This window comes from Allobranchiibius huperziae (assembly GCF_013410455.1).
Lineage (GTDB): Bacteria > Actinomycetota > Actinomycetes > Actinomycetales > Dermatophilaceae > Allobranchiibius > Allobranchiibius huperziae.
The window spans coordinates 515852-539746 of sequence record NZ_JACCFW010000001.1; the positions used below are offsets into that span (position 1 = coordinate 515852).

The following is a 23895-nucleotide window of genomic DNA, read 5'->3' on the forward strand; positions in this document are numbered from 1 at the left end:
CGGCGTCAGATCGACCAGGCGAGCCGGAACAGCTCGGCGACCTCCTCCGGTTCCCGGTCACCGTAGGTGTCGAGCTCGTGCCGTCGTACGCCGACCGTGGCGTCGACGATGTCGTCGCCCAGCAGCCGCCTGGCGCGCGTGGATCCGTCGAGCGCCGCCAGGACGGTCGCCAGGTCGTCGGGTAGCAGGGGCACCCCGGCCGCAGCCCGGTCCTCGTCGCTCCATCCGCTGGGGTCTTCGTCGACCTCGGCGGGCAACGACGTGCCGTCGGTGATGCCCTCGAGGGCGAGCGCCAACACCGCCGCGCTCGCGGCGTAGACGCCGGCGGACGGGTCGATGCACTTCACCTCGACATTGGAGCCGCCCGGGGTGCTGCCCCGGATGAGGCGGACGGCGGTCTCCCTGTTCTCCAGCCCCCAGCCGGCGTGCGCGCCGGACCACATGCCGGGGGAGAGGCGCGCACCGGAGAGCAGCGACCCGGTCAGCAGACCCTGCACCTCGGCCAGCCCGCGCAGGACGCCGCCTATCGCGGCACCGCCGTCGCTGGTCATGCCGTGTGGTCCGTCACCGCCTCCGAAGAGCGGCCGGCCGTCCCGTTGCAGCGAGAAGTGCTGGTGCGCACCGTTGCCCACCGCCCCGTGGAACGGCTTGGGGGAGAACGACGCCCGCATCCCGTGACGTCGCGCCGTGCGCCCGACGAGGAGCTTGGCCAGCACGACGGCGTCGGCCGCGTCGACCGGGGACTGCGGTGCGAGGGAGAACTCGAACTGCTGCGGGCCGTACTCGCTGTGCAGCTGCTCGATCCGGAGCCCGCCGGCCTGGGCGGCCATGAGCAGGTCGGAGGCGAAGGCCTCCTGGTCGAGCAGTCCGGTCGCGCCGTACGGCACCCAGCCGCTGCCCTGCGCCGCTCCGTCGGAGCCGACCAGCACGAACTCCAGCTCGTGCCCGACGAGTGCCGCCAACCCCGCGGTCGCCAGCTGCTGCTCGACGGTCCGCAGGAGGCTGCGCGTGCACGCGCCGACCGGATCCCCCTGCTGTGTCCGCAGATCGGCCGGGGCCCACGCGAGTCCGTCGCCGAGGTCGTGCAGCGCATCGATGTCGATGCGCAGCCGCAGATCTCCGGTGGCGTCGATGCCCGGGGCGGAGGCGATCGCGGCGTCGATGCAGAACACCGGCCACACCCGTGCCGCCCCGAGGCCCGTGCGGTGGAACGCCTCAAAGCGCGGCATCGGCACGCTCTTGGCGAGAGTCAGCCCTGCGGCGTTGACGGTGGTGCCGAGCACCGCCCGCACCCCGGCCGTCTCGAGCGTCGTGCGCAGGTGCTCGAACTTCTCGCGATCGGCGTGCTGCGAAGTCGTCATCGCAGCATCATGCCGGGTCGGTCACCGAACCATCCGCAATCCGACGGCGCCGGAATCACCGTCAGGGACGGTCGGGCACCAGCCGCAGGGTGGCGTCGGCCGCGTCGTCGCCGACCATCCGGTCCCCGGAGGTGCTGCCGTACTTGGCGCGGTAAGCGGCGTCGACGTCCGCGCGCAGCTCGGCGGGGCGGCTGCCGACGTCCTCGATGGTGACGTCGGCCTCGAGGCCGGGGACCTCGATGCGGCCCTTCAGGGACCTGGTCGCGTGACCGAACCAGCCGGTGTCGCGCCGGTACCAGGTCCGCACGTACACCTCCGTGCCGACGCACACGACCCAGATCGTCACCCACCGGCGCAACGTCCCGTCCGCCCGCCTGACGGCGATCTGCAGTTCGTCGGCGGCGGCGATATGAGCCGCCTCGTCGGTGGACCACGAAGAGGTCATGACGCTGCTCCGATCCGCATCGACCGTCCGCCGACGCCGTCACCATCCATCATGCCGCGTGGGGTCAGCGCACCATCCGGATCTCCGGCAGGGCCGCGGTCTCGGGCAGGTAGACGTGCCGGCTGCCCTCCGGCGTGAAGCCGTTGCGCCGATAGAAGCGCTGCGCCGCGAGGTTGGCCTCGAAGACCCAGAGTTCGGCCGGCTCGTCGTTCGGGAGCGCGGCGTCGAGGAGGTGTTGGCCGAGGCCGTGGCCGGGGGCGCCGACGTACAGGGTGTAGAGCTCGCGGCTGCGCGCCCGTGGGATGTCGATCTGCTCCGAACGGGCCGGGCCGCTGCACACCCATCCGACGACGTCGTCCCCCTCGACCGCGACGAGCGCGGTCGGCGCGACGCAGAGGTGGGAGCGGACCTCCGCGGCCCAGAACGTCATCGGCACGGTCGCCCAGAAGGAATCGTCGACCAGATCGGCGTACGTCGTGCGCCACATCCGGTCGACCAGGGCCGCGATCGCCGGGACGTCCTCGATCGCGGCAGCCCGGATCGCAGGGCCGCCGCTGTCGCCATGTGCTGTCGTCACCGCAGCATCATGCCCTCGTCGTGCCGAGTGAGCAGCAGTGATGAATCAGCCGACCAGGTAGTCGAGGTAGAAACCGAGGCCGAGCAGCACGCCGTACCCGAGCGCCGCGAGGCTGGTGCCGGCGATCGCGGGGATCAGCGCCCGACCGCGGGTGCCTCGCACGATCAGCAGCATGGACGGGACGGCCGCGCCCACGCCGAGGATCCCGAGCAGCGTCCACGTGCGGGTGTGGGCCGCGAAGATGGTTGCTGCCAGCGCGACGCAGAGCAGGAAGACGTAGAAGATCGCCGTGCCGTGCTCGCCCATCCGCACGGCCAGGGTCCGCTTGCCGACCTCGCGGTCGCCCGGGATGTCTCGCAGGTTGTTGGCGACGAGCACCGCGCACGCCATCGCGCCCACGCCCACGGCGGCAGCCCACGTGGCGCTCTCGACGTGCCCGACCTGGGTGTAGGTGGTGCCCAGCGTGGCGACGAGGCCGAAGAAGACGAAGACGAAGAGCTCGCCGAGGCCGAGGTAGCCGTACGGGTGTTTGCCGCCGGTGTACTTCCATGCGGCGACGATGGCGAGGACCCCGATGAGCAGCAGCCAGAACTGGTTGGCCAGCGCCACGAGCGCCAGCCCGCACAGCGCGGCGAAACCGAACGCCATGAAGGCCGCGAGCTTGACGTTGCCCGCCGTCGCCAGCCGCTGCCCGACCAGCCGGACCGGGCCGACGCGCTCGTCGTCGGTGCCGCGGATGCCGTCGGAGTAGTCGTTGGCGTAGTTCACGCCGATCTGCAGGCTGACGGCGACGAGCAGGGCGAGCACGGCGTACGCCGGGTTGGCGTGCCGCAGCGCGTACGCCGCTCCGGTGCCTGCCACCACGGGGGCGACGGCGAGGGGCAGGGTGCGCGGCCGGGCGCCCTGCACCCACTGGTTCAACGTGGCCATGGTGGGGTGCGGCTGCCTTTCGGACGTGCGGGGAGGTGGCTCAATCCTGCCATCCGGGTAGGGCCGCCAGCGCCACGCGGTCCGGCTTACCTGGTCCGCGCAGCGGGAGCGCGTCCAGCACGAGCAGCCGGCGGGGCAGCGCGTACGCCGGGAGATCGCCTCGCAGTGCGTCGCGCACCTCGTGCACCGTCCATGAATCGGACATGCGCAGCGGGTCGGATGTGCCCCGTTGCGCATGTCCAAAACGGGTGGGGACGACGGCCAGCGCGACCACCTGCCCCCACTCGGGGTCCGGGAGCGCCAGCGCCACCGCGTCCGCGACCCCGGGGAGCGCGGCCGCCGCGTCCTGCACGACCTGCGGAGCGACCTTCATGCCGCCGGTGACGATCACGTCGTCACGGCGCCCGAGCACCCGCAGCACCCCGTCGCGCACCTCACCGAGGTCGTCCGTGCGGAACCGCCGCAGCGGGGTCGAGAGGTCGAACGCCGCTTCCGTGCGCTCGGGGTCGGCCAGGTAGCCGTGCGCGATCGTCGGGCCGGCCAGCGTGATCCGCCCGTCGTCCTCCAGCTCGACCGACACACCCGCCAGGGGCACGCCGTCGTAGACGCAGCCACCTGCGGTCTCGCTCATCCCGTACGTCGTGAGCACCCGCACCCCGGCGTCCGCGGCGCGCGCGAGCAGGGTCGGTGAGGCCGCGGCCCCGCCGAGGAGGATCCCGTCGTAGCGGCGCAGGGACTCCGGCGCCGCGTCGAGCAACCGGCCGAGCTGGGTGGGCACCACCGAGGTGTACGCGCGCTCCTCGGTCAGCTGCGCGGTGCGAGCGACGAATCCGTCGACGTCGAACCGGTCCAGCACCAGCAGGTCGGTCTCGGCGCGCAGCGACCGGATGATCACCTGGGTGCCGGCGATGTGGTGGGCCGGCATGGCCAGCAACCACTGGCCGGGACCGCCGAGTCGCTCGTGCGTCGCGTCCGCGCTCGCCCGCAGCGCCGCCGCGGTCAGCATCGCCCGCTTGGGGGAGCCGGTCGACCCGGACGTGCTGACGACCAGGGCCAGATCGTCCGGGAGGGGACCATCGGGCAACGCAGCGGAGTCGGGCGCGAGCGCGGGCCCCGTCCCCTCCAATGCCTGACCCAGCGCGCTGCGGTACGCGCCGACGTCATCCGGGCGGACGGCGTACGGGACGAGGGTCGGCACGGTCAGCAAGCGTAGGCCGCGGCCCTATCGTTGCCCCCATGACCAAGCGGATCGCAGTGGTGACCGGCGCGAGCAGCGGGATCGGGGAGGCGTCGGCCCGGCGGCTCGCGGCGGACGGCTTCGAGGTGATCTGCGCGGCGCGTCGAACCGACCGGATCGACGGTCTGGCCCGCGAGATCGGCGGACGCGCGGTGCGCTGCGATGTGACGTCGAGCGCCGACGTGGCTGCGCTCGCCGAGGGGGCGGGCGACCGGATCGACCTGCTCTTCGCGAACGCCGGTGGCGCCTACGGTCTCGACCCGGTGGCCACGGCCGATCTCGATGACTGGCGGAAGATGTACGAGGTCAACGTGATCGGCGTCGCCGCGACGATCAAGGCGCTGCTTCCCGCGCTGACCGCCGGGCACGGCACGATCCTCGCGACCGGGTCGTACGCAGCGTGGGCGCCGTACGAGGGCGGCGCGGGCTACTGCGGCGTGAAGGCGGCGGTGCAGGCGCTGATGGGGTCGCTGCGGCTGGAGCTGTGGGATCAGCCCGTCCGGGTCTGCGAGATCGACCCCGGGATGGTGGCAACGCCCGAGTTCAGCCTCGTGCGCCTCGGCGGCGACCAAGCGAGGGCGGACGCGGTCTACCGGGGGGTGAAGGGGCCGCTGACGGCCGAGGACATCGCCGAGTGCGTGGCGTTCGTCGCCGGTCAGCCCGAGCACGTCAACCTCGACAGCATCCTGGTGCGGCCCCGAGCGCAGGCCAGCAAGGACAAGATCGACCGCGAATGATGCAGACCGAGGAGATCCTGGCCCTCCTGCAGGAGGTCGGGGAGCAGGTCGTCACGCCACGGTTCCGGGCCCTGTCGGCCGACCAGGTGATGGAGAAGAATCCCGGCGACCTGGTGACCGTCGCCGACCGCGAGGCGGAGGTGCTGATCACCGCGCGGCTGCGGGCGGCGTACCCCGGTGTGCTCGTCGTGGGCGAGGAGGCGGTCGCGGGTGACCCGTCGCTGCTCACCGCCGCCCGGACGACGCAGGACTTCTTCACGGTCGACCCGATCGACGGCACCAAGAACTTCGTGCACGGTTCGGTCGACCACGCCATGATGATCGGCGAGGTACGTGGGGGCCAGCCGGTGCGCGCGTGGATCTGGCAGCCCGAGCACCGGGCGGCGTACGTCGCCGAACGCGGCTCGGGCGCCTACCGCGACGGCGTGCGGCTGGAGCAGCGGGCGGCGCACGAGCCGGCGGACGGGCGTACGTCGGACCGGGCCATGATCGGCCGAACCCCGGCCGGGTTCGAGCCGCTGACCCTGACCTGGGTCAGCTGCGGGATCGACTACCCCAAGCTGGCCGTCGGCGAGTGCGACTACCTGCTCTATCGATCCGTGATGCCGTGGGACCACGTGCCGGGCTCGCTGATCGTCGCCGAGGTGGGCGGGGCCGTCGGTTACCTCGACGGTGGCGCATACGACGCGGGCAGCCTCACGAAGCCGCTGCTCGCGGCTGCGACGCCCGAGTTGTTCGAGTCGGTCAGAGGTCCCTTGCGCGATCTGCGCTGAGTGCTGTTCGGCAGGCCGAGACGCGGTCCTGCCACCACTGGACCCGGTCCGGCGCTGCCGCCCACCGGTCGAGCAGTTCGGGGGAGACCTCGGGATTGCGGACCTGCAGCGAACCTGCCTGCGGCACTAGGCGATCCGTGGTCACGTCGCCTTCGAGCAGCTCGACCGTGCCGAGCCCGCAGGCGTGCTCCAGCGACGGCAGCGCCGCCGCCAGGGCGAGGCCGGCGGCGATGCCCACACTGGAGTCCAGCGCGCTCGAGACCACGATAGGCAGTCCGCACTCCTGCGCGACAGCGAGGGCAGCGCGCACGCCGCCCAGAGGTGCGACCTTGACCACGGCGATGTCGGCGGCGCCGAGCCGCGCGACCCGCAGCGGGTCCTCGGCCTTGCGGATCGACTCGTCGGCCGCGATCCGCACGTCGACGCCCCTGTGCGCCAACAGGGTTCGCAACTCGACCAGCTCCTCGACGGTCGCGCAGGGCTGTTCGGCGTACTCCAGTCCATACGCCGCAAGGCGTTCGAGGGACGCGGCGGCCTCCTCCACGGACCAGCCGCCGTTGGCATCCACCCGCACCCGGCCGTCCGCGCCGAGGACGTTGCGCACCTCCGCCACTCGCGCCAGGTCGTCGGCCGGGCGCTGCCCGCGCTCGGCGACCTTCACCTTGGCGGTCGTGCAGCCGTCGTAGCGTGCGAGGACGGCGGGCACGTCGACCGCGTCGACGGCAGGGACGGTCGCATTGACCGGAACGCTCTCGCGGACCGCGACGGGCCACTCGTCGTACGCCGCCTCGATCGCGGCCAGCAGCCATCGCGACGCCTCCGGCGGCTCGTACTCAAGGAACGGCGCGAACTCCCCGTAGCCGGACGGGCCTGCCAGGTAAGCGATCTCGCGATATTCGATGCCGCGGAACCGGGTGCGCAGGGGGATGCTCACGACTCTCAGACCGTCGAGCAGATCCCCGAGAGCGGGTACGTCGGCGCTGCTCACGAGGCTCACTCCGGTGGTGCGTCGTGCGGCAGCGGCCCCAGGCCGGCGAAGAGCTCGACGTACGACTCGATGTCGCCCTCCACGGTCCAGGCGCGCAGCTGGTCGGCGCTGCGGCGTGACATCAGCGCGCGGGTCAGGTCGAACTCCGAGGCCTCCACCCGCACCGCCGGCGCACCTTCGCCCGCGACGAACTGCCACGTTGGTGAACGGAGTTCGATCGTGGAGGCGCCGGTGTCACGCACCCGCTCGGCGAACCCGTCCGCCATCCGGTCGCGCAACGCGCGCAGCCCATTGGTGTCCCGGGCACCCGGGGAGTGCAGCGCGGCGCGCAGGTCCTGTTCGTGGATCACCACGTCGCCGAGCGGGCGGGTGGTGTGCGCCTGCATCCATGTCGCGAGAGGCTCGGTGAGCGAACGCCATTCGTCGACCAGAGCCGCGACGTCCCGCCCACGGCGCTGGTCGACCTGTCGGCCGGTCCACGCCTCGTTGTGGTCATCGGGCTCGTCACCGGCGAGGACGTCGGCGTCCAGACCGATCATGTGCGACAGCAGGTCGCGCACGGTCCAGTCCGGGCACGCGGGGACGATCGTCTCCGCCGCGTCCGCGGACAGCCCCTCGACCAGCTCGATGACGCGCGCCTGGGCGTCCTTCCACTCCTGCACCGCATCCATGGCACCGACAGTACGACCGGGTCGACAGCCGCGACCGGCAGGGAGTGCACCCGCACGACCGCCCGGCATACAGTCGTCCGCGTGACCGACGCAGCCGCCGACCAGCCGTTCGATCCCTCGTCCTGGGAGCCGGTGGCCGGCTTCGACCTGACCGACATCACCTATCACCGGTGCACGCTGGAGGGCCCGGCGCGCGGCACGGTCCGGATCGCCTTCGACCGTCCGGAGGTGCTGAACGCGTTCCGGCCGCACACCGTCGACGAGCTCTACCGGGTGCTCGACCACGCGCGGATGACCCCCGACGTCGGCGCGATCCTGCTCACCGGCAACGGCCCGAGCCCCAAGGACGGCAAGTGGAGTTTCTGCTCCGGCGGCGATCAGCGCATCCGCGGGCGCAGCGGATACCAGTACGCGGAGGGCGAGACCGCCGACACCGTGGACGCCGCGCGGGTCAAGGCGCAGGGCGGGCGGCTGCACATCCTGGAGGTGCAGCGGCTGATCCGCACGATGCCGAAGGTCGTGATCGCGGTCGTCGGCGGCTGGGCAGCGGGCGGCGGCCACTCGCTGCACGTGGTGTGCGATCTGACCATCGCGAGCCGCCAGCACGCGCGGTTCAAGCAGACCGACGCGGACGTCGGCTCGTTCGACGCGGGCTACGGGTCGGCGTACCTGGCCAAGCAGGTCGGCCAGAAGTTCGCGCGCGAGATCTTCTTCCTGGGCCGCACGTACGACGCGGAGGCCATGCAGCGGATGGGCGCGGTCAACATCGTGGCCGACCACGCGGAGCTCGAACGCGAGGCGATCCAGGTCGCGGCCGAGATCAACGGCAAGTCCCCGACCGCGCAGCGGATGCTGAAGTTCGCCATGAACCTCACCGACGACGGTCTGATGGGGCAGCAGGTCTTCGCGGGCGAGGCGACCCGCCTGGCGTACATGACCGACGAGGCCGTCGAGGGCCGCGATTCGTTCCTGGAGAAGCGCGACCCCGACTGGTCGCCCTACCCCTGGTACTTCTGATGAACGACCACTACGTCGACCCAGCGGGACCACCGCGCACTCGCGGCTGGTGGCCGCTCGGAATCGGGCTGGTCTGTCTGCTGATCCTGGCGCCCGGATGCCTGGGCCTCGGGATCTGGACCGGCGTGCGCAGCGGCCTGGACGCCCTGCAGCACGGCCGATGGACGGCGTCGGCCCCGCAGCGGCTGGAGGCGTCGACCCGGTACGTCCTCCTGGCCTCCCGCGGCACCGCCGACCAGATCGGCGCGGGCGCGCGGTGCGGCGCGCTGGACCCGTCCGGGCAGTTCATCCGCTTCGTCAGCAGCTCCGGCAGCACCATCAACGACGACACGGAGGCGGCCGCCTTCACCTCGACCACGGCGGGCAGTTACCGGCTCGACTGCGGCGACGCGTCCTTCCGGGTCGCCACCCAGAGCAGGATCGACGGCCTCGGTCACGACATCGGGATCCCGGTGCTCCTCGGCTTCGCCGGTGCGGCCGTCTTCGGGCTGCTCGGGCTCGCACTGGTGATCTTCGCGATCGTGCGGCTCGTGAGCTCCTCCGGCGAGCGCCGCCGGTGGACCCAGAGCGGGGCACCGAACCAGTGGTGAGCGGCGCGCCGTTCGTCGTGGGGTTCGACCTCGACATGACCCTGGTCGACTCCCGGCGGGGGATCGTCGAATGCATGCAGCGGGTGCTGTCCGCTCGCGGTGTCACCGCACGCGACGAGCAGCTGTGGCCGCTGATCGGCGCTCCGCTGGAGGCCAACCTGGGCGGTTTCCTCCCCGCTGAGCAGGTGCGCGGCGCGGCTGACGACTACCGGGCGGTCTATCTACAGCACGCTGTACGACTGACCACCGCCCTCCCGGGGGCGGTCGAGCTGGTCGAGCTGATCCACGCCGACGGCGGCCGGGTGCTGGTGGTGAGTGCCAAGGCTCCCGCGGCGGTGCACGCGGTGCTCGAGCACGTGGGCCTGCGCCCGGATGTGGTGGTCGGGGCGGTGTTCGCCGAGGACAAGGCGGTCCCGCTGCGCGCTCACGACGCGCGGATGTACGTCGGTGACCACCAGGGCGACATGTACGCCGCCCGGGCCGCCTCGGCGTACGCGGTCGGCGTGACGACCGGGCCGCACGACGAGGCGATGCTGAGAAAAGCCGGGGCCGACGCCGTCGTGCCAGACCTGGTGGCTCTGGGGGAGCGGCTCAATGAGTTCGAGCGAGCCGCCTCGACGGGTTAACCTTGTCCGTCAGCGGAAATGCGACGGAACACCCCAACACGCAGCGAACGAGTAGGTGCATCGTGCCCAGCGGCAAGGTCAAATTCTTCGATTCCGAGAAGGGCTTCGGATTCGTCTCCGGCGACGACGGCCAGGACGTCTTCCTGCCCTCCAGCGCCCTGCCCACCGGCACGACCGTGGTCAAGGGCGGCACCCGCGTGGAGTACAGCGTGGCCGAGGGCCGTCGCGGCGCGCAGGCGCTGAGCGTGAAGATCCTGGACGCCGCCCCCTCGCTCGCTGCCCGCCACCGCAAGCCCGCCGACGACATGAGCCTCATCGTCGAGGACCTGATCAAGATGCTCGACGGGCTCGGCAACGGACTGCGCCGCGGCCGCTACCCCGACAAGGCGCAGAGTGGCAAGATCGCCGCCGTCCTCCGCGCGGTCGCCGACGACCTCGAGGTCTGAGTCCATGCCCACCAAGACGCGCTCGACGCGGCCCAAGGCCGACAAGGTCCTGACCGATGCGGTCGAGGTCGCCCGCGCGGCCGCCGTCGAGATCTCCTCCGCCGAGGACGTCGGTGAGCACCTGGGTGTCGTGATGCTCGACGAGCGCCTGGCTATGCACCAGTTCGCTTGCGAGCGCAGGGGATACCAGGGTTGGCACTGGTCGATCTCCGTTGCCCGCGCCCCCCGCGCGAAGATTGCGACGGTCTGCGAGGCCAACCTGCTCCCCGGCGACCAGGCCGTCCTGTCGCCCGAGTGGCTGCCGTACGCCGAGCGCTTGGCGCCCGGTGACATCGGCGCCGGCGACATCACGCCGTACATCGAGGACGACCCGCGCCTGGAGGCCGGCTTCGAGGCCACCGGCGATGAGGACGTCGACGAGACGGGCTTCTTCGAACTGGGCCTCGGACGACCGCGCGTGCTGTCCGCGGAGGGTCGCGACGAGGCTGCGCAGCGCTGGTACGACGGCGCGCACGGGCCCACGTCCGAGATCGCCGTGAAGGCACCGGCACAGTGCACGACCTGCGGTTTCTTCCTGCCCATGGCCGGTGCACTGCGCCAGGTCTTCGGGGTCTGCACCAACGCCTGGTCGCCGAGCGACGGCGCCGTGGTCTCCCTGGACCACGGGTGCGGCGCGCACAGCGAGGTCGAGCTGGATCTGCCGTCCTCCGAGCCCGAACAGGGCCATGTGCTGGACGAGTTCGCGCTGGAGGTCTCCGAGCCCGCGCCTGCTGCGCCCGAGCAGGAGCCGCCCGCCGCGGTGGAGGTCGAGCCGGCCGCGGCAGAGTCCGAACTCCCCGAGCCGACCGACGCGACCTCCGAGTCCGACGCACCGGACGACGGGCCGCAGGAGGCCTGAAGTTCGCCACACCCGATCGCGCTCCACGTTGACGGTGTTCGCGTTCGTTGACGGTGTTCGAACGCCGTCGATGAACGTAAACGCCGTCAGCGTCACGCGGCGGCCCGCTGTCCGGGCCAGGTGGGCATCAGGCCTGGCGTGAGATCCCAGGTGACGCCGGTGGCGGTGACCTGGGCGGTGAGGAGGTCGCGGTGCACGATCGTGTGATGTCGCGCGCAGAGCAGGGCCGCGTTGCCGAGGTTCGTTTCGCCGCCGGCCCACCAGGGCGTCACATGATGTGCATCGCACCAGTCCGGTGGCCGATCACAGCCGGGGAACGTGCAGTGCCGGTCTCGGTGGATAACGGCCGTTCTGAGTCCTCCGGTGAAGAGGCGTTTCGCGCGCCTGACGTCCAACGGTTCGGAGTCGGTGCCGAGGACTGCGGGGATGAGGTCGGCGTCGCACGCCATCCGTCGCAGGGTGCCCGCGTCGAGATGCTCACCGTCGGTGGTGCGCCCGACACCCGGCAGGTACGTCGGTGCGAATCCGCCGTCGTCTGAACCATGTTGGCCGAGCCGACCCGTTTCGCGGAGCCCCTCGTACAGAGTGTTGTAGTCGAGGGTCACCAGGATCTTCGCGGTGCCGCCGAACTCTCCGACCGGCCGCGAGCTGGTGCCATCGAGGACGCCGGCGGCGGTGTCGACCAAGCACACCAGGGCGTCCGCTCGCCGCTTGGCCGGCGTGCGAGTATCCCGCTCTGGCCCTTCGCCGCCAGCTGCCACCGGCGCGGGAGCGGATAAGGCGCGCAGGGCGTGCTTGACCATGGCGGCGTGCCCGCTCGAGAGTTCGGCGACGAACCGGGTCCACCCGGACGGTAGGTCGGCCCAGAACACCGACTCACACTCCTGCTGACGCTCCTCATCCCGCACCAGCTGCTGCGGCGCGTACTCCCCCAGGATGCGGGTGGTCAACTCCCGCAACGTCTTTGCGCCGTAGTCCGACAACGACAGGTACCGGCCCAGCAGGTCATCCCGATCCACGGTCGGCAGCTGCGGCAGGATCATTGGCACCTGCCGTAACGCGGCAGCAGCCACCGGCACACTCGCCGACCCGGTCGCCAACGCCTCAACAACCACCTGATTGGCCGGATCCGCACAGTCCACGCCCACCGAACCCACCCGGCGCACCACCGCGGGTTCGACACCAGCTGCCTGACGGGCGACCCACGCCGGAGCACCCGTCGCCGTGGAGTTCGCCACGGTCCCCCGACTCAGCGCATCCGCGGTCGCCAGCGCGGCGACGTTCTCCGCGCGAGCTGTGATCCGCAGCATGCCCCCGACGACCTCACCCAGGGCCGCTTCGTCCAGTTGCCACAGAGCGTCCGGCCATTCGTCCAGCCCGGCAGCGAACTTGCCCAGCAGAGCCATCAATCGGTCACCGGTACCCGGCGCAGCAGGGCGCCGGTGCTCAGTTTTCGACTGCGCCATGGCCCCTCCTGCGCTGATGACGGCGCCCCTTGCCGTCTATCTTGAATCATACGCGTGTTCGATATGTCACGCAAGAGGTTGAACCACGAAAACTACTGCCAATGTTCACGATCCGAGCTTGAGTTATCCACATTCCCCTGCGCCGAGGTGACATTTTTCGAGGTCGTCCACACCCAGAGCGGACATCACGAGCCGACGGTGGATCGCCGACTGACCTTGATCGATGACGGGGTCCGCGACGGGGGTGCTAGGCCGGGTCCTAGGTCTAAAAATCAGCGAAAGTTAGGTCTGAGATGGATGGGTCCTACACACCGCTGAACCCGACGATCCGCGTGCCGGCAGTCGCCGGCCTCAACAGCTGGTGAGGGCCCGCGCTCACACCCTCAGCAAAAGGATTCAGCCATGTTCAAGAAGTATGTCGCGTTGGCCGGTGTGGGCTTGGTCGCCACGTCCGCACTGCTCGGTACCAGCGCGGCGCACGCCTCGGCGTCGACGTCGAGCGCTGGGGGACCGGTCTTCGTGCACGGTCTGCGTTACCTCGCCCACTTCGACTCGCGCGCCGTGTGCGACAGCCACGCGCAGTGGGCCGTCGATCAGGTCTCCAAGGCCGGCAGCGGGATGACGTTGCTGCCGAGCCTGGGGTATTCGCGCACCTCCGCTCCGACGGAGTGCTACCCGATCGTCAACCGCGACTACCCGGGTTACAGCGGCGAGTGGAGCTACGTCGTGGCCTATCGCTCGGTGACCGGCAAGCCGCTGCTGTCCCCGGTGGACGTCAAGGTGGACCCAGGGCAGAGCCACCCGCCGGCCGTCAATCCCGACCACGACTCGGTCTACGGCTACGCGCACAAGGTCGCGTTCTCGACCAAGACCACCTCTCTGCAGGCGTGCAACAACAAGTTGAACTGGTCGGCGAACGCGGTTCTGGCAAACCCGAATGCGCATCTGAGCTACGCGAGCAAGACCTGCTCGACCCAGGACCAGCTTCTGCCGGGCTACATCGGCTACGAGGTGGACTATCTCGGGACGTCGGAGAACATCGGCCTGGCCGGTGACCGGGCGATCCAGTTCGACAACCCCTCGATGCTCGCGTCGCTGGGGTACAACGTCCGCTGACAGGACTGCACGCGTGGGGTGGCCGGGGGTGTTCTCCCGGCCACCTCTCGTACGTCCGAGGACCGCATGGCCAGCAAGACCGGTGGACATCCGAGCGTTCGCGGACGTGCATCTGGGGTCGTCCACTTTCGACCACTCGATCCTGTGAGAACCCTATGATCTGGGAGCCCGTCGGCGGTCGCCGACGGCTCACTCATAGGGGAAAGAGCTCACACATGCTCAAGACGCTCGCCGCGGTGGCCGGGGCCACTGCGCTTGCCGGCACCGGCATCGCCGTGTCGGCCACGCCGGCGTACGCCGCGGCACCCGCCGCCGCTCATGCCAAGGGATCGATCTACTTCCACGGCTCGAGCCCGGCGGCGCACTTCTGGTCGCGCAGCGACTGCAACTCACACGCTGCGTGGGAGGTCGGGCAGGTCAAGAAGGCCGGATCGGCAGCGGCGCTGCTCCCGGCAGTCCCGGACCCGACCAGCCACGGACAGGAGCTGCGGTTCACCTGCTACCCGGTGCAGGGCGCGCAGTGGAGCTACCTGATCGCGTACAAGTCCGCGACGGGCAACCCGGTGGCGAGCAGCGACCGGTACGTCGACACGGCGCACCGCGACCAGGGGACCGCGAGCACGCTGCCCGACGGCGAGAACGTGTGGCTCTTCGACCACGAGGTGCGCAAGCCGGCCGGGTCGACCAGCGCGTCGACCTGCAACGGATGGCTCAAGTGGTTCCAGAACCTCGTGACGACCAACCCGCATGCGCGGCTGGCCTTCTCGGACAACTCGTGTACAAGGGACGACAGCGGCTTCGGCTACGGCGTCGTCTACTTCTCGACCACGAAGACCGCCGGACTGCGCGGTGACCAGGCGTTCGGCATCCGGGGCATCCCGATGTTGGACGTCCTCGGCTACGACTACGGGCAGGACCTCGGCGACGCGGTGCAGGCGCGGGCGCACGCCTGGTACACGCACAAGTAGCACGTCGACGGCGGGTGTCCGAGGCCATGAGCTCCGGGCACCCGCCGTACGCCGCGAACGTCCGGCGAGAAGCAGGTGAACAACCGTGTCAACGTGGCCACCGAGCCGTGCGCGACTCCTATGATCCGATCGTGAGCGGTCGCTCACGCCGTCTCCCGATAAGGATCACCTCATGCTGAAGACGCTCGCGGCGGTCGCAGGTGCGGCCGCGCTCGCCGGTACCGGCATCACCCTGGCGGCCGCACCCGCCCACGCTGCCGCCCACCCTGCGGGCTCGATCTTCCTGCACGGCACCAGCCGCCAGGCGCACTTCTGGTCGCGCAGCGACTGCGAGTCGCACGCCAAGTGGGAGGTCGGCCAGGTCACCAAGGCTTCCGCGACCGCGACCCTCCTGCCGGGCACCCAGGACTCGGATTTCCAGGGTCCGGAGCTGCGCTTCAACTGCTATCCCGTACGCGGCGCGCAGTGGACCTATCTCACTGCGTACACGTCGAAGACGGGCAACCCGGTCGCCTCCACCGACATCTACGTCGACACCTCCAACCGGCTGTCCGACCTGCTCAACGGCGTGAAGACGGTCGATTCCGAGAACGTCTGGGCCTACGAGCATTCCGTCAGCAAGCCCGCGTCGTCCACCGACGTGGCGACCTGCGACAAGTACCTGAACTACTTCGTCAACCTGGTCAAGGTGAACCCGCACGCCCGTACCGTCGCCGCGGACACCGCCTGCGAGGTCGACAACGGCACCATCAGCTACTACGTCGACTACGCGGCGACGACCGCCACCGCCGGACTGCTGAGCGACAAGCCGCTCCCGACCAGCGAGGCGCCGCAACCGCAGCCGATGCTCGACGCGTTGGGCTACGACTACCCCTTGGCGCAGGACGCCCACCAGGCGCACACGCACGCGTGGCGCGTCCGCCACTGACCGGCAGATGAGAACGGCCGGTCGGGGTGATCCCCGACCGGCCGTTCCTCGTGTGCGCAGCTCAATCGCGAGCAGGCGCACGCCATTTGCGCTCGAAGGGAAGCCGCCAGGCTCGCGGGGCGATGAGCTGGTGGATCTGATTCGGACCCCATGAGCCGAGCGCGTAGGGCCGCACCGGCGGCGGGTTGTCGAGCAGCGGTTCGGAGATCTCCCACAGCCGCTCGATGCCCTCGGCCGAGGTGAACAGCGTGTGGTCACCTCGGATCGCGTCGTAGATGAGCCGCTCGTAGGCCTCCAGCACCGACCCGGCCCAGCTGGTGTCCTGGTAGGCGAACTGCATCGAGAGCTTGTCGAGGCGGAAGCCGGGTCCGGGCCGCTTGCCGTAGAACGACAGCGAGAGCTTGGCCTTGTCCGCGAGGTCGAACGTCAGGTGGTCCGGGCCGTTCTGTCCGACACCGGAACCGGGCGGGAACATCGACTTCGGCGGCTCCTTGAACGCGACCGAGATGATCCGCTGGCCCTCGGACAGCTTCTTGCCGGTGCGCAGATAGAACGGGACGCCGGCCCACCGCCAGTTGTCGATGTAGGCCTTCAGGGCGATGAACGTCTCGGTCTCCGACTCCGGAGCGACGCCCTTCTCGTCGCGGTAGCCCTGGTACTGGCCTCGTACGACGTCGTTGGGGTTGATCGGCTGCATCGACCGGAAGACCTTGTTCTTCTCCTCGGTGATCGCCTGGGGCAGTAGCGCGGTCGGCGGCTCCATGGCGGTGAACGCCAGCACCTGGAAGAGGTGGGTCACGACCATGTCCCGGTAGGCGCCCGTGCCCTCGTAGAAGGACGCCCGCTGTTCCAGGCCGAGGGTCTCCGGCACGTCGATCTGGATGTGCTCGATGTTGTTGCGGTGCCAGATCGGCTCGAAGAGTCCGTTGGCGAAGCGGAACGCCAGGATGTTGAGCGCCGCCTCCTTGCCGAGGAAGTGGTCGATGCGGAAGACCTGGTCCTCGTCGAAGAACTCGTGGACCGCGGCGTTGAGCGCCACGGCGCTCGCGAGATCGGTGCCGAACGGCTTCTCCATGACGATCCGGCTGCCCTCGGCCAACCCCGCCTCGGCGAGCGTGCGGGTCACCGCCAGCGCCGCCTTCGGCGGCACGCTCAGGTAGTGCAGGCGCTGCGGCGGGAGGGTGCCGGTGACCTCGGCCTCCGCTTCGGCCACGGTCTTGGCCAGTCCCTGCGGACCCGCCGACCCGGGCACGTAGTAGACGCGCTTGGCGAAGGCCTGCCAGACCTTGTCGTCGCGGTTGTGCACCGAGAACTCGTCGATGGAGCGCGACGCGAGGTCGATGAACTCCTCGCGAGTCATCTCCTCCAGCGACGTGGCGACGAGCCGGATGTCGCCGAGCAGCCGGGAGTGGAAGAGGTGCAGCAGGCCCGGGAGGAGTTTGCGCTTGGCCAGATCGCCGGTGGCGCCGAAGAGCACGACGGTTGCCGTGCGGTCGGCCACGTTGTCAGTGGACGTCTCGGAAACCATGGGCAGCCTCTCGGGAGAAGGAGTTTCGCCGGATCATGCCGCGCTCGCGTTGCCGCGCCCGCGTCGTACGTAGGCAAGCCCCAGCGCGCCGAGGAGGAGGCCGGACAACGCTGCCCACGGCCACCAGTGACGGTCGCCGCTGTGCAGAGCCGGCACGGCGAGCGTGGCCACGAGCGCGATCGCCCACAGCACCAGACCGACGATGATGATGTGCGGGGTGTCGACCTGCAGCGGCTCGATCTGCGCATCCTGCCCGGGCTCCCGGCCCACGTCCTGGCTCACGGATGCCAGCCTAGCGGCGCCCGGTCAGCGCGCACCGGACGGAGCAGTGTCCCCGAGGTCCTCGGCGTCGACGATCCGGTAGGCGTAGCCCTGCTCGGCGAGGAACCGCTGGCGGTGCGCCGCGAACTCCGCGTCGACGGTGTCGCGGGCGACGACCGTGTAGAAGTGCGCGGTGCCGTGGTCGCGCTTGGGGCGCAGCACGCGCCCGAGGCGTTGCGCCTCCTCCTGGCGTGACCCGAAGGTGCCGGACACCTGGATCGCGACGCTCGCCTCCGGCAGGTCGATGGAGAAGTTCGCCACCTTGCTCACCACCAGCAGGGTGATCTCGCCGTCGCGGAACTGCTGGAAGAGCTTCTGGCGTACGGCGACCGTCGTCTCGCCGGTGATGATGTCGGCGTTCAACCGGCCGGCGAGAGTGTCGAGCTGGTCGAGGTACTGGCCGATCACCAGGGTGGGCGCGCCGGCGTGCCGGGCGACCAGCTGCTCAACGACCGGGTTCTTGACCTCCGAGCAGGACGCGAAGCGGTAGCGGTCCTCGGGCTCGGTCGTGGCGTAGACCAGACGATCGTGCTCGGGCAGGGTGACCCGCACCTCGACGCAGTCGGCGGGGGCGATGTAGCCCTGGTTCTCGATGTCCTTCCACGGCGCGTCGAAGCGCTTCGGCCCGATGAGGCTGAAGACGTCGGACTCACGGCCGTCCTCGCGTACGAGGGTCGCGGTCAGACCGAGGCGACGCCGGGCCTGCAGGTCGGCGGTCATCCGGAAGATCGGGGCCGGCAGCAGGTGGACCTCGTCGTAGAGGACGAGGCCCCAGTCGCGGGCGTCGAGCAGCTCCAGGTGCGGGAAGACGCCCTTCCGCTTGTGCGTGAGCACCTGGTACGTCGCGATGGTGACCGGGCGGATCTCCTTGCGTGCGCCGCTGTACTCGCCGATCTCGTCCTCGGTCAGTGAGGTGCGCTTCAGCAGTTCCTCGCGCCACTGCCGGGCCGAGACCGTGTTGGTCACCAGGATCAACGTGGTGGCCTTGGCGCGTGCCATCGCGCCCGCGCCCACCAGCGTCTTGCCGGCGCCGCAGGGAAGCACGACGACGCCGGACCCGCCGTGCCAGAACCCGTCGACGGCCTGCTCCTGATAGGGCCGCAGCGACCACTCGGTCGTGTCGAGGGAGATCTCGTGGGCCTCACCGTCGACGTACCCGGCGCGGTCCTCGGCGGGCCAGCCCACCTTGATGAGCTGCTGCTTGATCGCGCCGCGCTCGCTGGGATGCACCGCCACGGTGAGGTCGTCGAGCCGCGCGCCGACCATGGGCGCGATCTTCTTGTGCCGCAGCACCTCCTCGAGCACCGGTTTGTCCGTGGAGGTCAGCACCAGCTGGTCGTGCTCGCGCTTCTCCAGCACGAGGCGGCCGTACCGGTCCATCGTCTCGGCGATGTCGATCAGCAGGGCGTTGGGCACGGGGTAGCGGCTGAAGCGGACCAGGGCGTCGACGACCTGCTCGGCATCGTGCCCGGCCGCACGCGCGTTCCACAGCCCGAGCGGGGTGACCCGGTAGGTGTGGATGTGCTCGGGTGCGCGTTCGAGCTCTGCGAAGGGGGCGATCGCCCGGCGGGCCGACGTCGCGTCGGGGTGGTCGACCTCCAGCAGCACCGTCTTGTCGCTCTGCACGATCAGGGGTCCGTCGGTCATACCTGCTCTTTCGCCTCGGGGTTCGCCCGTACAACGCATCGGGCGGCGCCGATCTTCCGGCGCCGCCCGTTGGGAACTGTCTGCGAGGTCAGAACGTCGAGCTGTAGCTGGGAGAGTTCCCGTAGTCGTCGTTGTAACTGCTGGAGTGGCTCCCGAACTCACCCACGGCGAAGAGCACGATCAGAGCGATGACCGCGAGCGCGACGAGGACGCCGAAGACGATCCACCCGATCTTCGCGAGCCGAGCCGCGCCGCCCGGGTCGTTGGATTGCTTGGTGAGCGCGATGATGCCCAGGATCAGCGAGGGAACGCCGGCCCCGCAGCACAGGAAGATCGACAGCCCCGACACGACCGTCAACACGATCGCCGAGGTGTTGCTGCCGTTGCCCTGGGTGGCGGGTGGGGAGTAGTAGCCCTGCTGTCCGTAACCACCCTGGCCGTACGCGTCGTACCCGCCCTGCGGCGCGCCGTACGGGTCCTTCTCCGTCTGGCCGTAGGGCGCCGACTGGCCGTACTGCGGAGCGCTGCCGTACTGCGGCGCCGATTGGCCGTACTGGGGCGCGCTGCCGTACTGCGGCGTCGGCTCGCCGTACTGAGGGGGCGGGGCCTGCCCGTACTGGGGCGCGCTGCCGTACTGCGGCGTGGACTGTCCGTAGGACGATCCGGACGATTCGCCGTACGGGGCGGCGGAGGGCGGCGCTGACCAGCCGTTGCCGCTCTGGGTGCTCCCCGAGTCGTCTCCCTGCCCCTGCTCCTCCACGTGCGGCACGCCCTGTGTCGGCTGCTCGTGGATGGGGTTCTGCGAGCCGTCGTAGGGCGGCTGGTTGCTCATCGTGATCTCCCGGTGCTGGCGTGAGCGGCAAGCATCGCACGAAGGCAGGGCCGCAACGGGATGCGAGCCGGTGGCGCCGAGGTCAACCGTTCTGGGAGCGCTGGAGCGTGACCCAGTCCCGCAGTGCGGCTGCGGTGGTCGTGACGTCCTGTTCCGTGGTGTCGATCACCTCGACCATCCACGAGGGACCCGTCCCGGCACCCGGCAGCCACCGGTCCCAGCGCATCCCGGCTGCGGCGCCCTCGGTGAGGACCTCGGGGTGGAACGCCGCGTCGACGGCGTGCGCACGATGCCACCGCGCCCACCCGACGAAGGCGCGCTTCTCCTCCCTGGACCACTTCCCCGGATCGCGCTCCTCCAGGCGGCGCCATCGGGTGCGGTCTTCGACATCCATCAGGAGCACCGCGGTGGCCAGTCGGTCGGCCTCGGGCACAGCCAGGAGTTCGCCGATGGGGGACTGACCCGTGAGCAGCAGGTCGGTGCCCGTCCGCTCGAGCCGGGTCGCCTCCTGCACCCAGCGACGCAGGTCGCGCTGGCGCCAGGCGGTGTCCGCGTCGCTCGGTACGCCGTGTTCGTCGCTGTCGTGCACGGCCAGGTGCGGCAGGTCGGCACAGAGCCGCGCGGCCGTGGTCTTGCCCGAGCAACTCGATCCGGTCACCAGCAACAGCACGATTCGACGATGTCATGCGGCGAGCGGCGTTACGCCTGGGCTGGTGACGTCAGATGGGCAGCTGGGGTTCATCGTCGCGGAGGCGCTCGGCGGCTGTGACGGCGGCGAGAACGTGGTGGGCGGCGTCGACCACGGCGTCGGGATGGGTCGTGGGCACCATGTGCGCGGCGCCTCGAACAGTGCTCAGGTGGCCGCCCGATGCGCTCTGCACCGTGGCCGACCACTCCTTCGCCGCGATCTGGTCCCGCTCTCCCCGCACGATCGCCACCGGTGCCTGCACCGAGCGGAGGGCGTGATCGGTGCGGAAGGGGCGTACGGCGTTCATGCCGCGGATCATGCTCCCCGGCCCCGTGCGCGCCCACTGCCGGAACAGCGCGGGCAGCTGCCACCACGGTTCCCGGACCGCCGTACGAGCCCACTGCACCAACAACCGCGGCCACGACGCGGCAGCGGGATCGGTCACCGGTCCTACGAGGACCAGGCCGACCACATCGCCTGACCGGGAGGCGAGGTCGGCAGCGATCGGGCAACTCGCGGAGTGCGCGACCAGGATCAGCGGAGCGTTCCGGGGCAGGCGCCGCGCGAGCAGTGCCGCCTGGGCCTCGACCCGCAGGTCGAGACCGCGGGGAGCCGGCTGCCCCATCGTCGGTAGCACCACCACGACGCTGTCCCGATCGAGACGGGCGCGTACCCGCTCCCACTCCAGTTCGTCCAGACCGAGGCCGGGTACGAAGACGACCAGTGGGTTCCCCATGATGTCGCCGACTCTGTCAGACAGGCGCCACCCCTTCGACCATCACCCTGCGGCCCCAGCGACCTGCAGTGCCTCGTCGGCCGCGCAGGGGACGTCGGGGGCGACTCCGACGCCTTCCCAGTTCCCGCCCGTACGGGCGATGACTGAGCGCGCCACGGGGATCTGACAGATGAGCCCGTCGGCCAGCGTGAAGCGTTCGACCGGGTGCGCGCCGCCGCCCGTCCTCTCACCGATCACGCGGGCACGCCCGTTCGCCTGCAGGACGTAGGCCAGGTCCTCGCCACCGGAGAACGTGCGGTGGGAGGTCAGGATGTCCACCGGGCCGTCGTACGCAAGGGTCCGCGGCCTGCTGAGGTAGTCGACGGTCGGCTGGTGGCGATGCTCGAACCAGCCCAGCAGGACCGGCTCCGCGCCCAGCAGCCAGCCGTGGATCATCGCGATCGTGTCGGTGTCACCTCCACCGCAGGCCCGCAGGTCGATGACGAGCCGCTCCGCGCCGGCGACCAACGCGCACATCGCGTCGATGCAGGTCTCAGCGCGATCCGCGTCGTCCAGGTACGGGCTGATCGTGACGACGGCGATGCCATCGAGGCGACGCTGCACCCCGGCGATCCCCGCGGCCGGAGGGCGCGGTGCCGGTGCCTGCACGGTCGCGGCCCGCAGACTGAGGTGCCGGTCGGGGATCAACTGGTGGATGCGGGCGTTGACGGCATCGCGGTCCGGTACGAGCGCCGCGAGCTCGGCCGAGTGCTGACGCAGGAGTCCTGCGTATCGGGCCGCATCGGCCTCGAGAACGTAGTGGTGCTCGACCAGGTCTGCCATCTCATCGAAGATCGTCATCGGCACAGGATCGAAGGCTCTTGACGCTCACGCCAGTCCAGTTGACGCTTCGGGGGTGAGCACTGACGTACCGGATGCCTTGAACGTGTCGACGCCCCAACAGCACGAGGCGATGCGGCACCCGTCACGGCACCGCATCACCCTGGCCCTCGGCATCGAACCCATGACGGTCAGCGCCCTCTCGCGCGAGCTGGCCATGAACAAGGGCAACGTCGCCCACCACGTCAAGGTGCTGGTGGACGCCGGCCTCGTGAGGCGTGTCGGCACACGGACCGGCCGTGGCGGCACCGGGACGCTCTACGCGCGCGCCGGTCGATCGCTGCACTTCCACGACCGTGACGCGACGACCGGCATGCTCGGCGCGGTCCGGGCCGGACTGGATGCGGATCCGCAGTCCTTCGCGTTCCTGCGCGCCGTGCGTCTGACGCCCGTCCAGACCCGCGAACTGACCGCGCACCTCGAACGATGGGTCGCGGGCCTGCCCGCCGACGACTCCGGATCTCTCGTGAACGTCTTCGTCGCCGTCGCTCGCGGCTGACGTGCGGCGTGATGGCAACATGACGGGATGAGCCTTCCCCAGGTCGAGCCGTCCTCCGTCATGCCGGACCGGATCACGATCTACGAGGTCGGTCCGCGCGACGGACTGCAGAACGAGAAGACGATCCTTTCCACGGACGTGAAGGCGCAGTTCGTACGACGCCTGGTCGCGACCGGCCTGCAGACCATCGAGACGACGTCCTTCGTGCCGGCCGCGTGGGTGCCGCAGATGGGCGACGCGCCGCAGCTGCTGGAGCAGTTGGGCGAGCTCGGCCGCGGTGCCGACCGGCCGGTGCTCGTGCCGAACGAGCGGGGCCTGGACGCGGCGCTCGCAGCAGGCGTGGGAGCGGTGGCCGTTTTCGGGTCGGCGACCGAGACCTTCGCGCAGAAAAATCTCAACCGCAGCGTCGAGGAGTCCCTGCGGATGTTCGCTCCCGTCGTCGAACGCGCGAAGGCCGCAGGGCTGTGGGTGCGCGCGTACGTCTCGATGTGCTTCGGCGACCCCTGGGAGGGCGCGGTCCCGATCGATCAGGTGGTGACGGTCTGCGAGGCGATGCTGGCGCTCGGCGCCGATCAACTCTGCCTGGGCGACACCATCGGCACCGGCACGCCCGGTCACGTCGTACGGCTGCTGGATGCGTTGGGGGAGAAGGGGATCGCGCCGGCGACACTCGGCGTGCACTTCCACGACACCTACGGCCAGGCCCTGGCCAACACCCTGGCCGCGCTCGCGAAGGGGGTGCGCACGGTCGACGCCTCCGCCGGCGGTCTCGGTGGGTGCCCGTACGCCAAGAGCGCGACCGGCAACCTCGCCACCGAGGACCTGGTGTGGGCCTGCCGCGGGCTCGGGATCGAGACCGGAGTGGACCTGACCGAGCTGGTCGCCACGAGCGTCTGGATGGCCGGGCAGCTCGGCCGCCCGTCCCCGTCGAGGGTCGTGCGCGCCCTTGGTGACAGTGGTCAGTGACAGGATGCAGGAGACCAGACCAACG

At 70.4% G+C, this 23895-nt stretch carries 27 protein-coding genes; 12 read left to right on the forward strand and 15 right to left on the reverse strand.

Going from position 1 to position 23895, the window contains the following annotated elements; all coding sequences use genetic code 11:
* Nucleotides 1-5 precede the first annotated feature (5 nt).
* The 5 genes from HNR15_RS02490 to menE all read right to left on the reverse strand — a co-directional run bounded on the left by HNR15_RS02490 (nt 6) and on the right by menE (nt 4511).
* On the reverse strand, nt 6-1361 hold the full coding sequence (locus HNR15_RS02490) for a type I glutamate--ammonia ligase (protein ID WP_179478849.1): 1356 nt from the start codon (nt 1359-1361) through the stop codon (nt 6-8).
* A 61-nt stretch (nt 1362-1422) separates the two neighbouring features.
* Nucleotides 1423-1806 carry a DUF2255 family protein gene (locus HNR15_RS02495; RefSeq protein WP_179478850.1) on the reverse strand — a complete coding sequence of 128 codons (384 nt, stop codon included), beginning with the start codon at nt 1804-1806 and terminating at the stop codon, nt 1423-1425.
* Nucleotides 1807-1870: 64 nt separating this feature from the next.
* On the reverse strand, nt 1871-2383 hold the full coding sequence (locus HNR15_RS02500) for a GNAT family N-acetyltransferase (RefSeq protein ID WP_179478851.1): 513 nt from the start codon (nt 2381-2383) through the stop codon (nt 1871-1873).
* 45 nt (nt 2384-2428) lie between these two features.
* Nucleotides 2429-3313 (reverse strand): 1,4-dihydroxy-2-naphthoate polyprenyltransferase, encoded by an 885-nt coding sequence (locus HNR15_RS02505; RefSeq protein ID WP_179478852.1) that lies wholly within the window; start codon nt 3311-3313, stop codon nt 2429-2431.
* Nucleotides 3314-3353: 40 nt separating this feature from the next.
* The gene (gene menE / locus HNR15_RS02510) at nt 3354-4511 is read right to left on the reverse strand and encodes an o-succinylbenzoate--CoA ligase (RefSeq protein WP_179478853.1); all 1158 of its coding nucleotides are present in this window, start codon (nt 4509-4511) and stop codon (nt 3354-3356) included.
* Nucleotides 4512-4549: 38 nt separating this feature from the next.
* On the opposite strand from menE, the gene HNR15_RS02515 reads away from it, so the two are divergent.
* A complete protein-coding gene (locus HNR15_RS02515; protein WP_179478854.1) occupies nt 4550-5287 on the forward strand; it encodes an SDR family oxidoreductase in 738 nt (245 codons plus the stop codon).
* Nucleotides 5284-6060, forward strand: a complete 777-nt coding sequence (locus HNR15_RS02520; protein ID WP_343048385.1) for an inositol monophosphatase family protein — start codon at nt 5284-5286, stop codon at nt 6058-6060. Before HNR15_RS02515 ends, HNR15_RS02520 begins: the two co-directional genes overlap by 4 nt.
* Here HNR15_RS02520 and HNR15_RS02525 read toward each other — a convergent pair.
* Together HNR15_RS02525 and HNR15_RS02530 are read right to left on the reverse strand one after the other, a co-directional pair.
* Nucleotides 6032-7057 carry an o-succinylbenzoate synthase gene (locus HNR15_RS02525; protein WP_179478855.1) on the reverse strand — a complete coding sequence of 342 codons (1026 nt, stop codon included), beginning with the start codon at nt 7055-7057 and terminating at the stop codon, nt 6032-6034. The two genes, HNR15_RS02520 and HNR15_RS02525, sit on opposite strands and share 29 nt — an antisense overlap.
* Nucleotides 7054-7719: a maleylpyruvate isomerase family mycothiol-dependent enzyme gene (locus tag HNR15_RS02530; protein ID WP_179478856.1), complete on the reverse strand. Its 666-nt coding sequence runs from the start codon at nt 7717-7719 to the stop codon at nt 7054-7056. Before HNR15_RS02530 ends, HNR15_RS02525 begins: the two co-directional genes overlap by 4 nt.
* 81 nt (nt 7720-7800) lie before the next feature.
* Between HNR15_RS02530 and HNR15_RS02535 the strand changes: the two genes are divergently transcribed.
* The 5 genes from HNR15_RS02535 to HNR15_RS02555 all read left to right on the forward strand — a co-directional run bounded on the left by HNR15_RS02535 (nt 7801) and on the right by HNR15_RS02555 (nt 11296).
* The gene (locus HNR15_RS02535) at nt 7801-8736 is read left to right on the forward strand and encodes a 1,4-dihydroxy-2-naphthoyl-CoA synthase (RefSeq protein WP_179478858.1); all 936 of its coding nucleotides are present in this window, start codon (nt 7801-7803) and stop codon (nt 8734-8736) included.
* Nucleotides 8736-9326 carry a hypothetical protein gene (locus HNR15_RS02540; protein WP_179478860.1) on the forward strand — a complete coding sequence of 197 codons (591 nt, stop codon included), beginning with the start codon at nt 8736-8738 and terminating at the stop codon, nt 9324-9326. The genes HNR15_RS02535 and HNR15_RS02540 overlap by 1 nt, the downstream gene beginning before the upstream one ends.
* Nucleotides 9323-9952, forward strand: a complete 630-nt coding sequence (locus tag HNR15_RS02545; protein WP_179478862.1) for an HAD hydrolase-like protein — start codon at nt 9323-9325, stop codon at nt 9950-9952. The genes HNR15_RS02540 and HNR15_RS02545 overlap by 4 nt, the downstream gene beginning before the upstream one ends.
* A 62-nt stretch (nt 9953-10014) precedes the next feature.
* Complete coding sequence (locus tag HNR15_RS02550; RefSeq protein WP_179478864.1) at nt 10015-10398, forward strand: cold shock domain-containing protein; 384 nt, start codon at nt 10015-10017, stop codon at nt 10396-10398.
* A gap of 4 nt (nt 10399-10402) precedes the next feature.
* Nucleotides 10403-11296 (forward strand): DUF3027 domain-containing protein, encoded by an 894-nt coding sequence (locus HNR15_RS02555; RefSeq protein WP_179478866.1) that lies wholly within the window; start codon nt 10403-10405, stop codon nt 11294-11296.
* Between the two features lie 92 nt (nt 11297-11388).
* Here HNR15_RS02555 and HNR15_RS02560 read toward each other — a convergent pair whose 3' ends face one another.
* On the reverse strand, nt 11389-12762 hold the full coding sequence (locus tag HNR15_RS02560; protein WP_179478868.1) for an HNH endonuclease signature motif containing protein: 1374 nt from the start codon (nt 12760-12762) through the stop codon (nt 11389-11391).
* Nucleotides 12763-13164: 402 nt separating this feature from the next.
* Here HNR15_RS02560 and HNR15_RS02565 point away from each other — a divergent pair, with 402 nt between their 5' ends.
* The 3 genes from HNR15_RS02565 to HNR15_RS02575 all read left to right on the forward strand — a co-directional run bounded on the left by HNR15_RS02565 (nt 13165) and on the right by HNR15_RS02575 (nt 15774).
* Nucleotides 13165-13878 (forward strand): hypothetical protein, encoded by a 714-nt coding sequence (locus HNR15_RS02565; RefSeq protein WP_179478870.1) that lies wholly within the window; start codon nt 13165-13167, stop codon nt 13876-13878.
* Between the two features lie 215 nt (nt 13879-14093).
* A complete protein-coding gene (locus HNR15_RS02570; protein WP_179478872.1) occupies nt 14094-14846 on the forward strand; it encodes a hypothetical protein in 753 nt (250 codons plus the stop codon).
* A gap of 172 nt (nt 14847-15018) precedes the next feature.
* Nucleotides 15019-15774, forward strand: a complete 756-nt coding sequence (locus HNR15_RS02575; RefSeq protein WP_179478874.1) for a hypothetical protein — start codon at nt 15019-15021, stop codon at nt 15772-15774.
* A 61-nt stretch (nt 15775-15835) separates the two neighbouring features.
* Here HNR15_RS02575 and zwf read toward each other — a convergent pair whose 3' ends face one another.
* The 7 genes from zwf to HNR15_RS02610 form a co-directional block, all read right to left on the reverse strand.
* Nucleotides 15836-17275 (reverse strand): glucose-6-phosphate dehydrogenase, encoded by a 1440-nt coding sequence (zwf, locus tag HNR15_RS02580; protein WP_343048386.1) that lies wholly within the window; start codon nt 17273-17275, stop codon nt 15836-15838.
* 60 nt (nt 17276-17335) lie between these two features.
* Entirely contained in the window at nt 17336-17584 is a 249-nt protein-coding gene (locus tag HNR15_RS02585; protein WP_179478878.1) for a DUF2530 domain-containing protein, read from the reverse strand.
* 24 nt (nt 17585-17608) lie between these two features.
* Nucleotides 17609-19270 carry a DNA repair helicase XPB gene (locus HNR15_RS02590; RefSeq protein ID WP_179478880.1) on the reverse strand — a complete coding sequence of 554 codons (1662 nt, stop codon included), beginning with the start codon at nt 19268-19270 and terminating at the stop codon, nt 17609-17611.
* Between the two features lie 88 nt (nt 19271-19358).
* Nucleotides 19359-20102 (reverse strand): DUF4190 domain-containing protein, encoded by a 744-nt coding sequence (locus HNR15_RS02595; RefSeq protein ID WP_179478882.1) that lies wholly within the window; start codon nt 20100-20102, stop codon nt 19359-19361.
* A gap of 82 nt (nt 20103-20184) precedes the next feature.
* Complete coding sequence (locus tag HNR15_RS02600) at nt 20185-20772, reverse strand: hypothetical protein (protein ID WP_179478884.1); 588 nt, start codon at nt 20770-20772, stop codon at nt 20185-20187.
* A 49-nt stretch (nt 20773-20821) separates the two neighbouring features.
* A complete protein-coding gene (locus tag HNR15_RS02605; RefSeq protein ID WP_179478886.1) occupies nt 20822-21526 on the reverse strand; it encodes an alpha/beta fold hydrolase in 705 nt (234 codons plus the stop codon).
* Between the two features lie 42 nt (nt 21527-21568).
* Nucleotides 21569-22366, reverse strand: coding sequence for a S41 family peptidase (locus HNR15_RS02610; protein WP_179478888.1), 798 nt, complete (start codon nt 22364-22366; stop codon nt 21569-21571).
* Nucleotides 22367-22421: 55 nt separating this feature from the next.
* Here HNR15_RS02610 and HNR15_RS02615 point away from each other — a divergent pair, with 55 nt between their 5' ends.
* Together HNR15_RS02615 and HNR15_RS02620 are read left to right on the forward strand one after the other, a co-directional pair.
* Nucleotides 22422-22904 (forward strand): helix-turn-helix domain-containing protein, encoded by a 483-nt coding sequence (locus HNR15_RS02615; RefSeq protein ID WP_179478890.1) that lies wholly within the window; start codon nt 22422-22424, stop codon nt 22902-22904.
* 27 nt (nt 22905-22931) lie between these two features.
* The gene (locus HNR15_RS02620) at nt 22932-23870 is read left to right on the forward strand and encodes a hydroxymethylglutaryl-CoA lyase (RefSeq protein ID WP_179478892.1); all 939 of its coding nucleotides are present in this window, start codon (nt 22932-22934) and stop codon (nt 23868-23870) included.
* The last annotated feature ends 25 nt before the right edge of the window (nt 23871-23895 follow it).

Coding starts and splice junctions, on each gene's coding strand:
- HNR15_RS02490 (WP_179478849.1), bottom strand. CDS start 1,361: ATGACGACTTCGCAGCACGCCGATCGCGAGAAGTTCGAGCACCTGCGC.
- HNR15_RS02495 (WP_179478850.1), bottom strand. CDS start 1,806: ATGACCTCTTCGTGGTCCACCGACGAGGCGGCTCATATCGCCGCCGCC.
- HNR15_RS02505 (WP_179478852.1), bottom strand. CDS start 3,313: ATGGCCACGTTGAACCAGTGGGTGCAGGGCGCCCGGCCGCGCACCCTG.
- HNR15_RS02515 (WP_179478854.1), top strand. CDS start 4,550: ATGACCAAGCGGATCGCAGTGGTGACCGGCGCGAGCAGCGGGATCGGG.
- HNR15_RS02520 (WP_343048385.1), top strand. CDS start 5,284: ATGATGCAGACCGAGGAGATCCTGGCCCTCCTGCAGGAGGTCGGGGAG.
- HNR15_RS02530 (WP_179478856.1), bottom strand. CDS start 7,719: ATGGATGCGGTGCAGGAGTGGAAGGACGCCCAGGCGCGCGTCATCGAG.
- HNR15_RS02540 (WP_179478860.1), top strand. CDS start 8,736: ATGAACGACCACTACGTCGACCCAGCGGGACCACCGCGCACTCGCGGC.
- HNR15_RS02555 (WP_179478866.1), top strand. CDS start 10,403: ATGCCCACCAAGACGCGCTCGACGCGGCCCAAGGCCGACAAGGTCCTG.
- HNR15_RS02560 (WP_179478868.1), bottom strand. CDS start 12,762: ATGGCGCAGTCGAAAACTGAGCACCGGCGCCCTGCTGCGCCGGGTACC.
- HNR15_RS02565 (WP_179478870.1), top strand. CDS start 13,165: ATGTTCAAGAAGTATGTCGCGTTGGCCGGTGTGGGCTTGGTCGCCACG.
- HNR15_RS02570 (WP_179478872.1), top strand. CDS start 14,094: ATGCTCAAGACGCTCGCCGCGGTGGCCGGGGCCACTGCGCTTGCCGGC.
- HNR15_RS02575 (WP_179478874.1), top strand. CDS start 15,019: ATGCTGAAGACGCTCGCGGCGGTCGCAGGTGCGGCCGCGCTCGCCGGT.
- HNR15_RS02590 (WP_179478880.1), bottom strand. CDS start 19,270: ATGACCGACGGACCCCTGATCGTGCAGAGCGACAAGACGGTGCTGCTG.
- HNR15_RS02595 (WP_179478882.1), bottom strand. CDS start 20,102: ATGAGCAACCAGCCGCCCTACGACGGCTCGCAGAACCCCATCCACGAG.
- HNR15_RS02605 (WP_179478886.1), bottom strand. CDS start 21,526: ATGGGGAACCCACTGGTCGTCTTCGTACCCGGCCTCGGTCTGGACGAA.
- HNR15_RS02610 (WP_179478888.1), bottom strand. CDS start 22,366: ATGACGATCTTCGATGAGATGGCAGACCTGGTCGAGCACCACTACGTT.
- HNR15_RS02620 (WP_179478892.1), top strand. CDS start 22,932: ATGAGCCTTCCCCAGGTCGAGCCGTCCTCCGTCATGCCGGACCGGATC.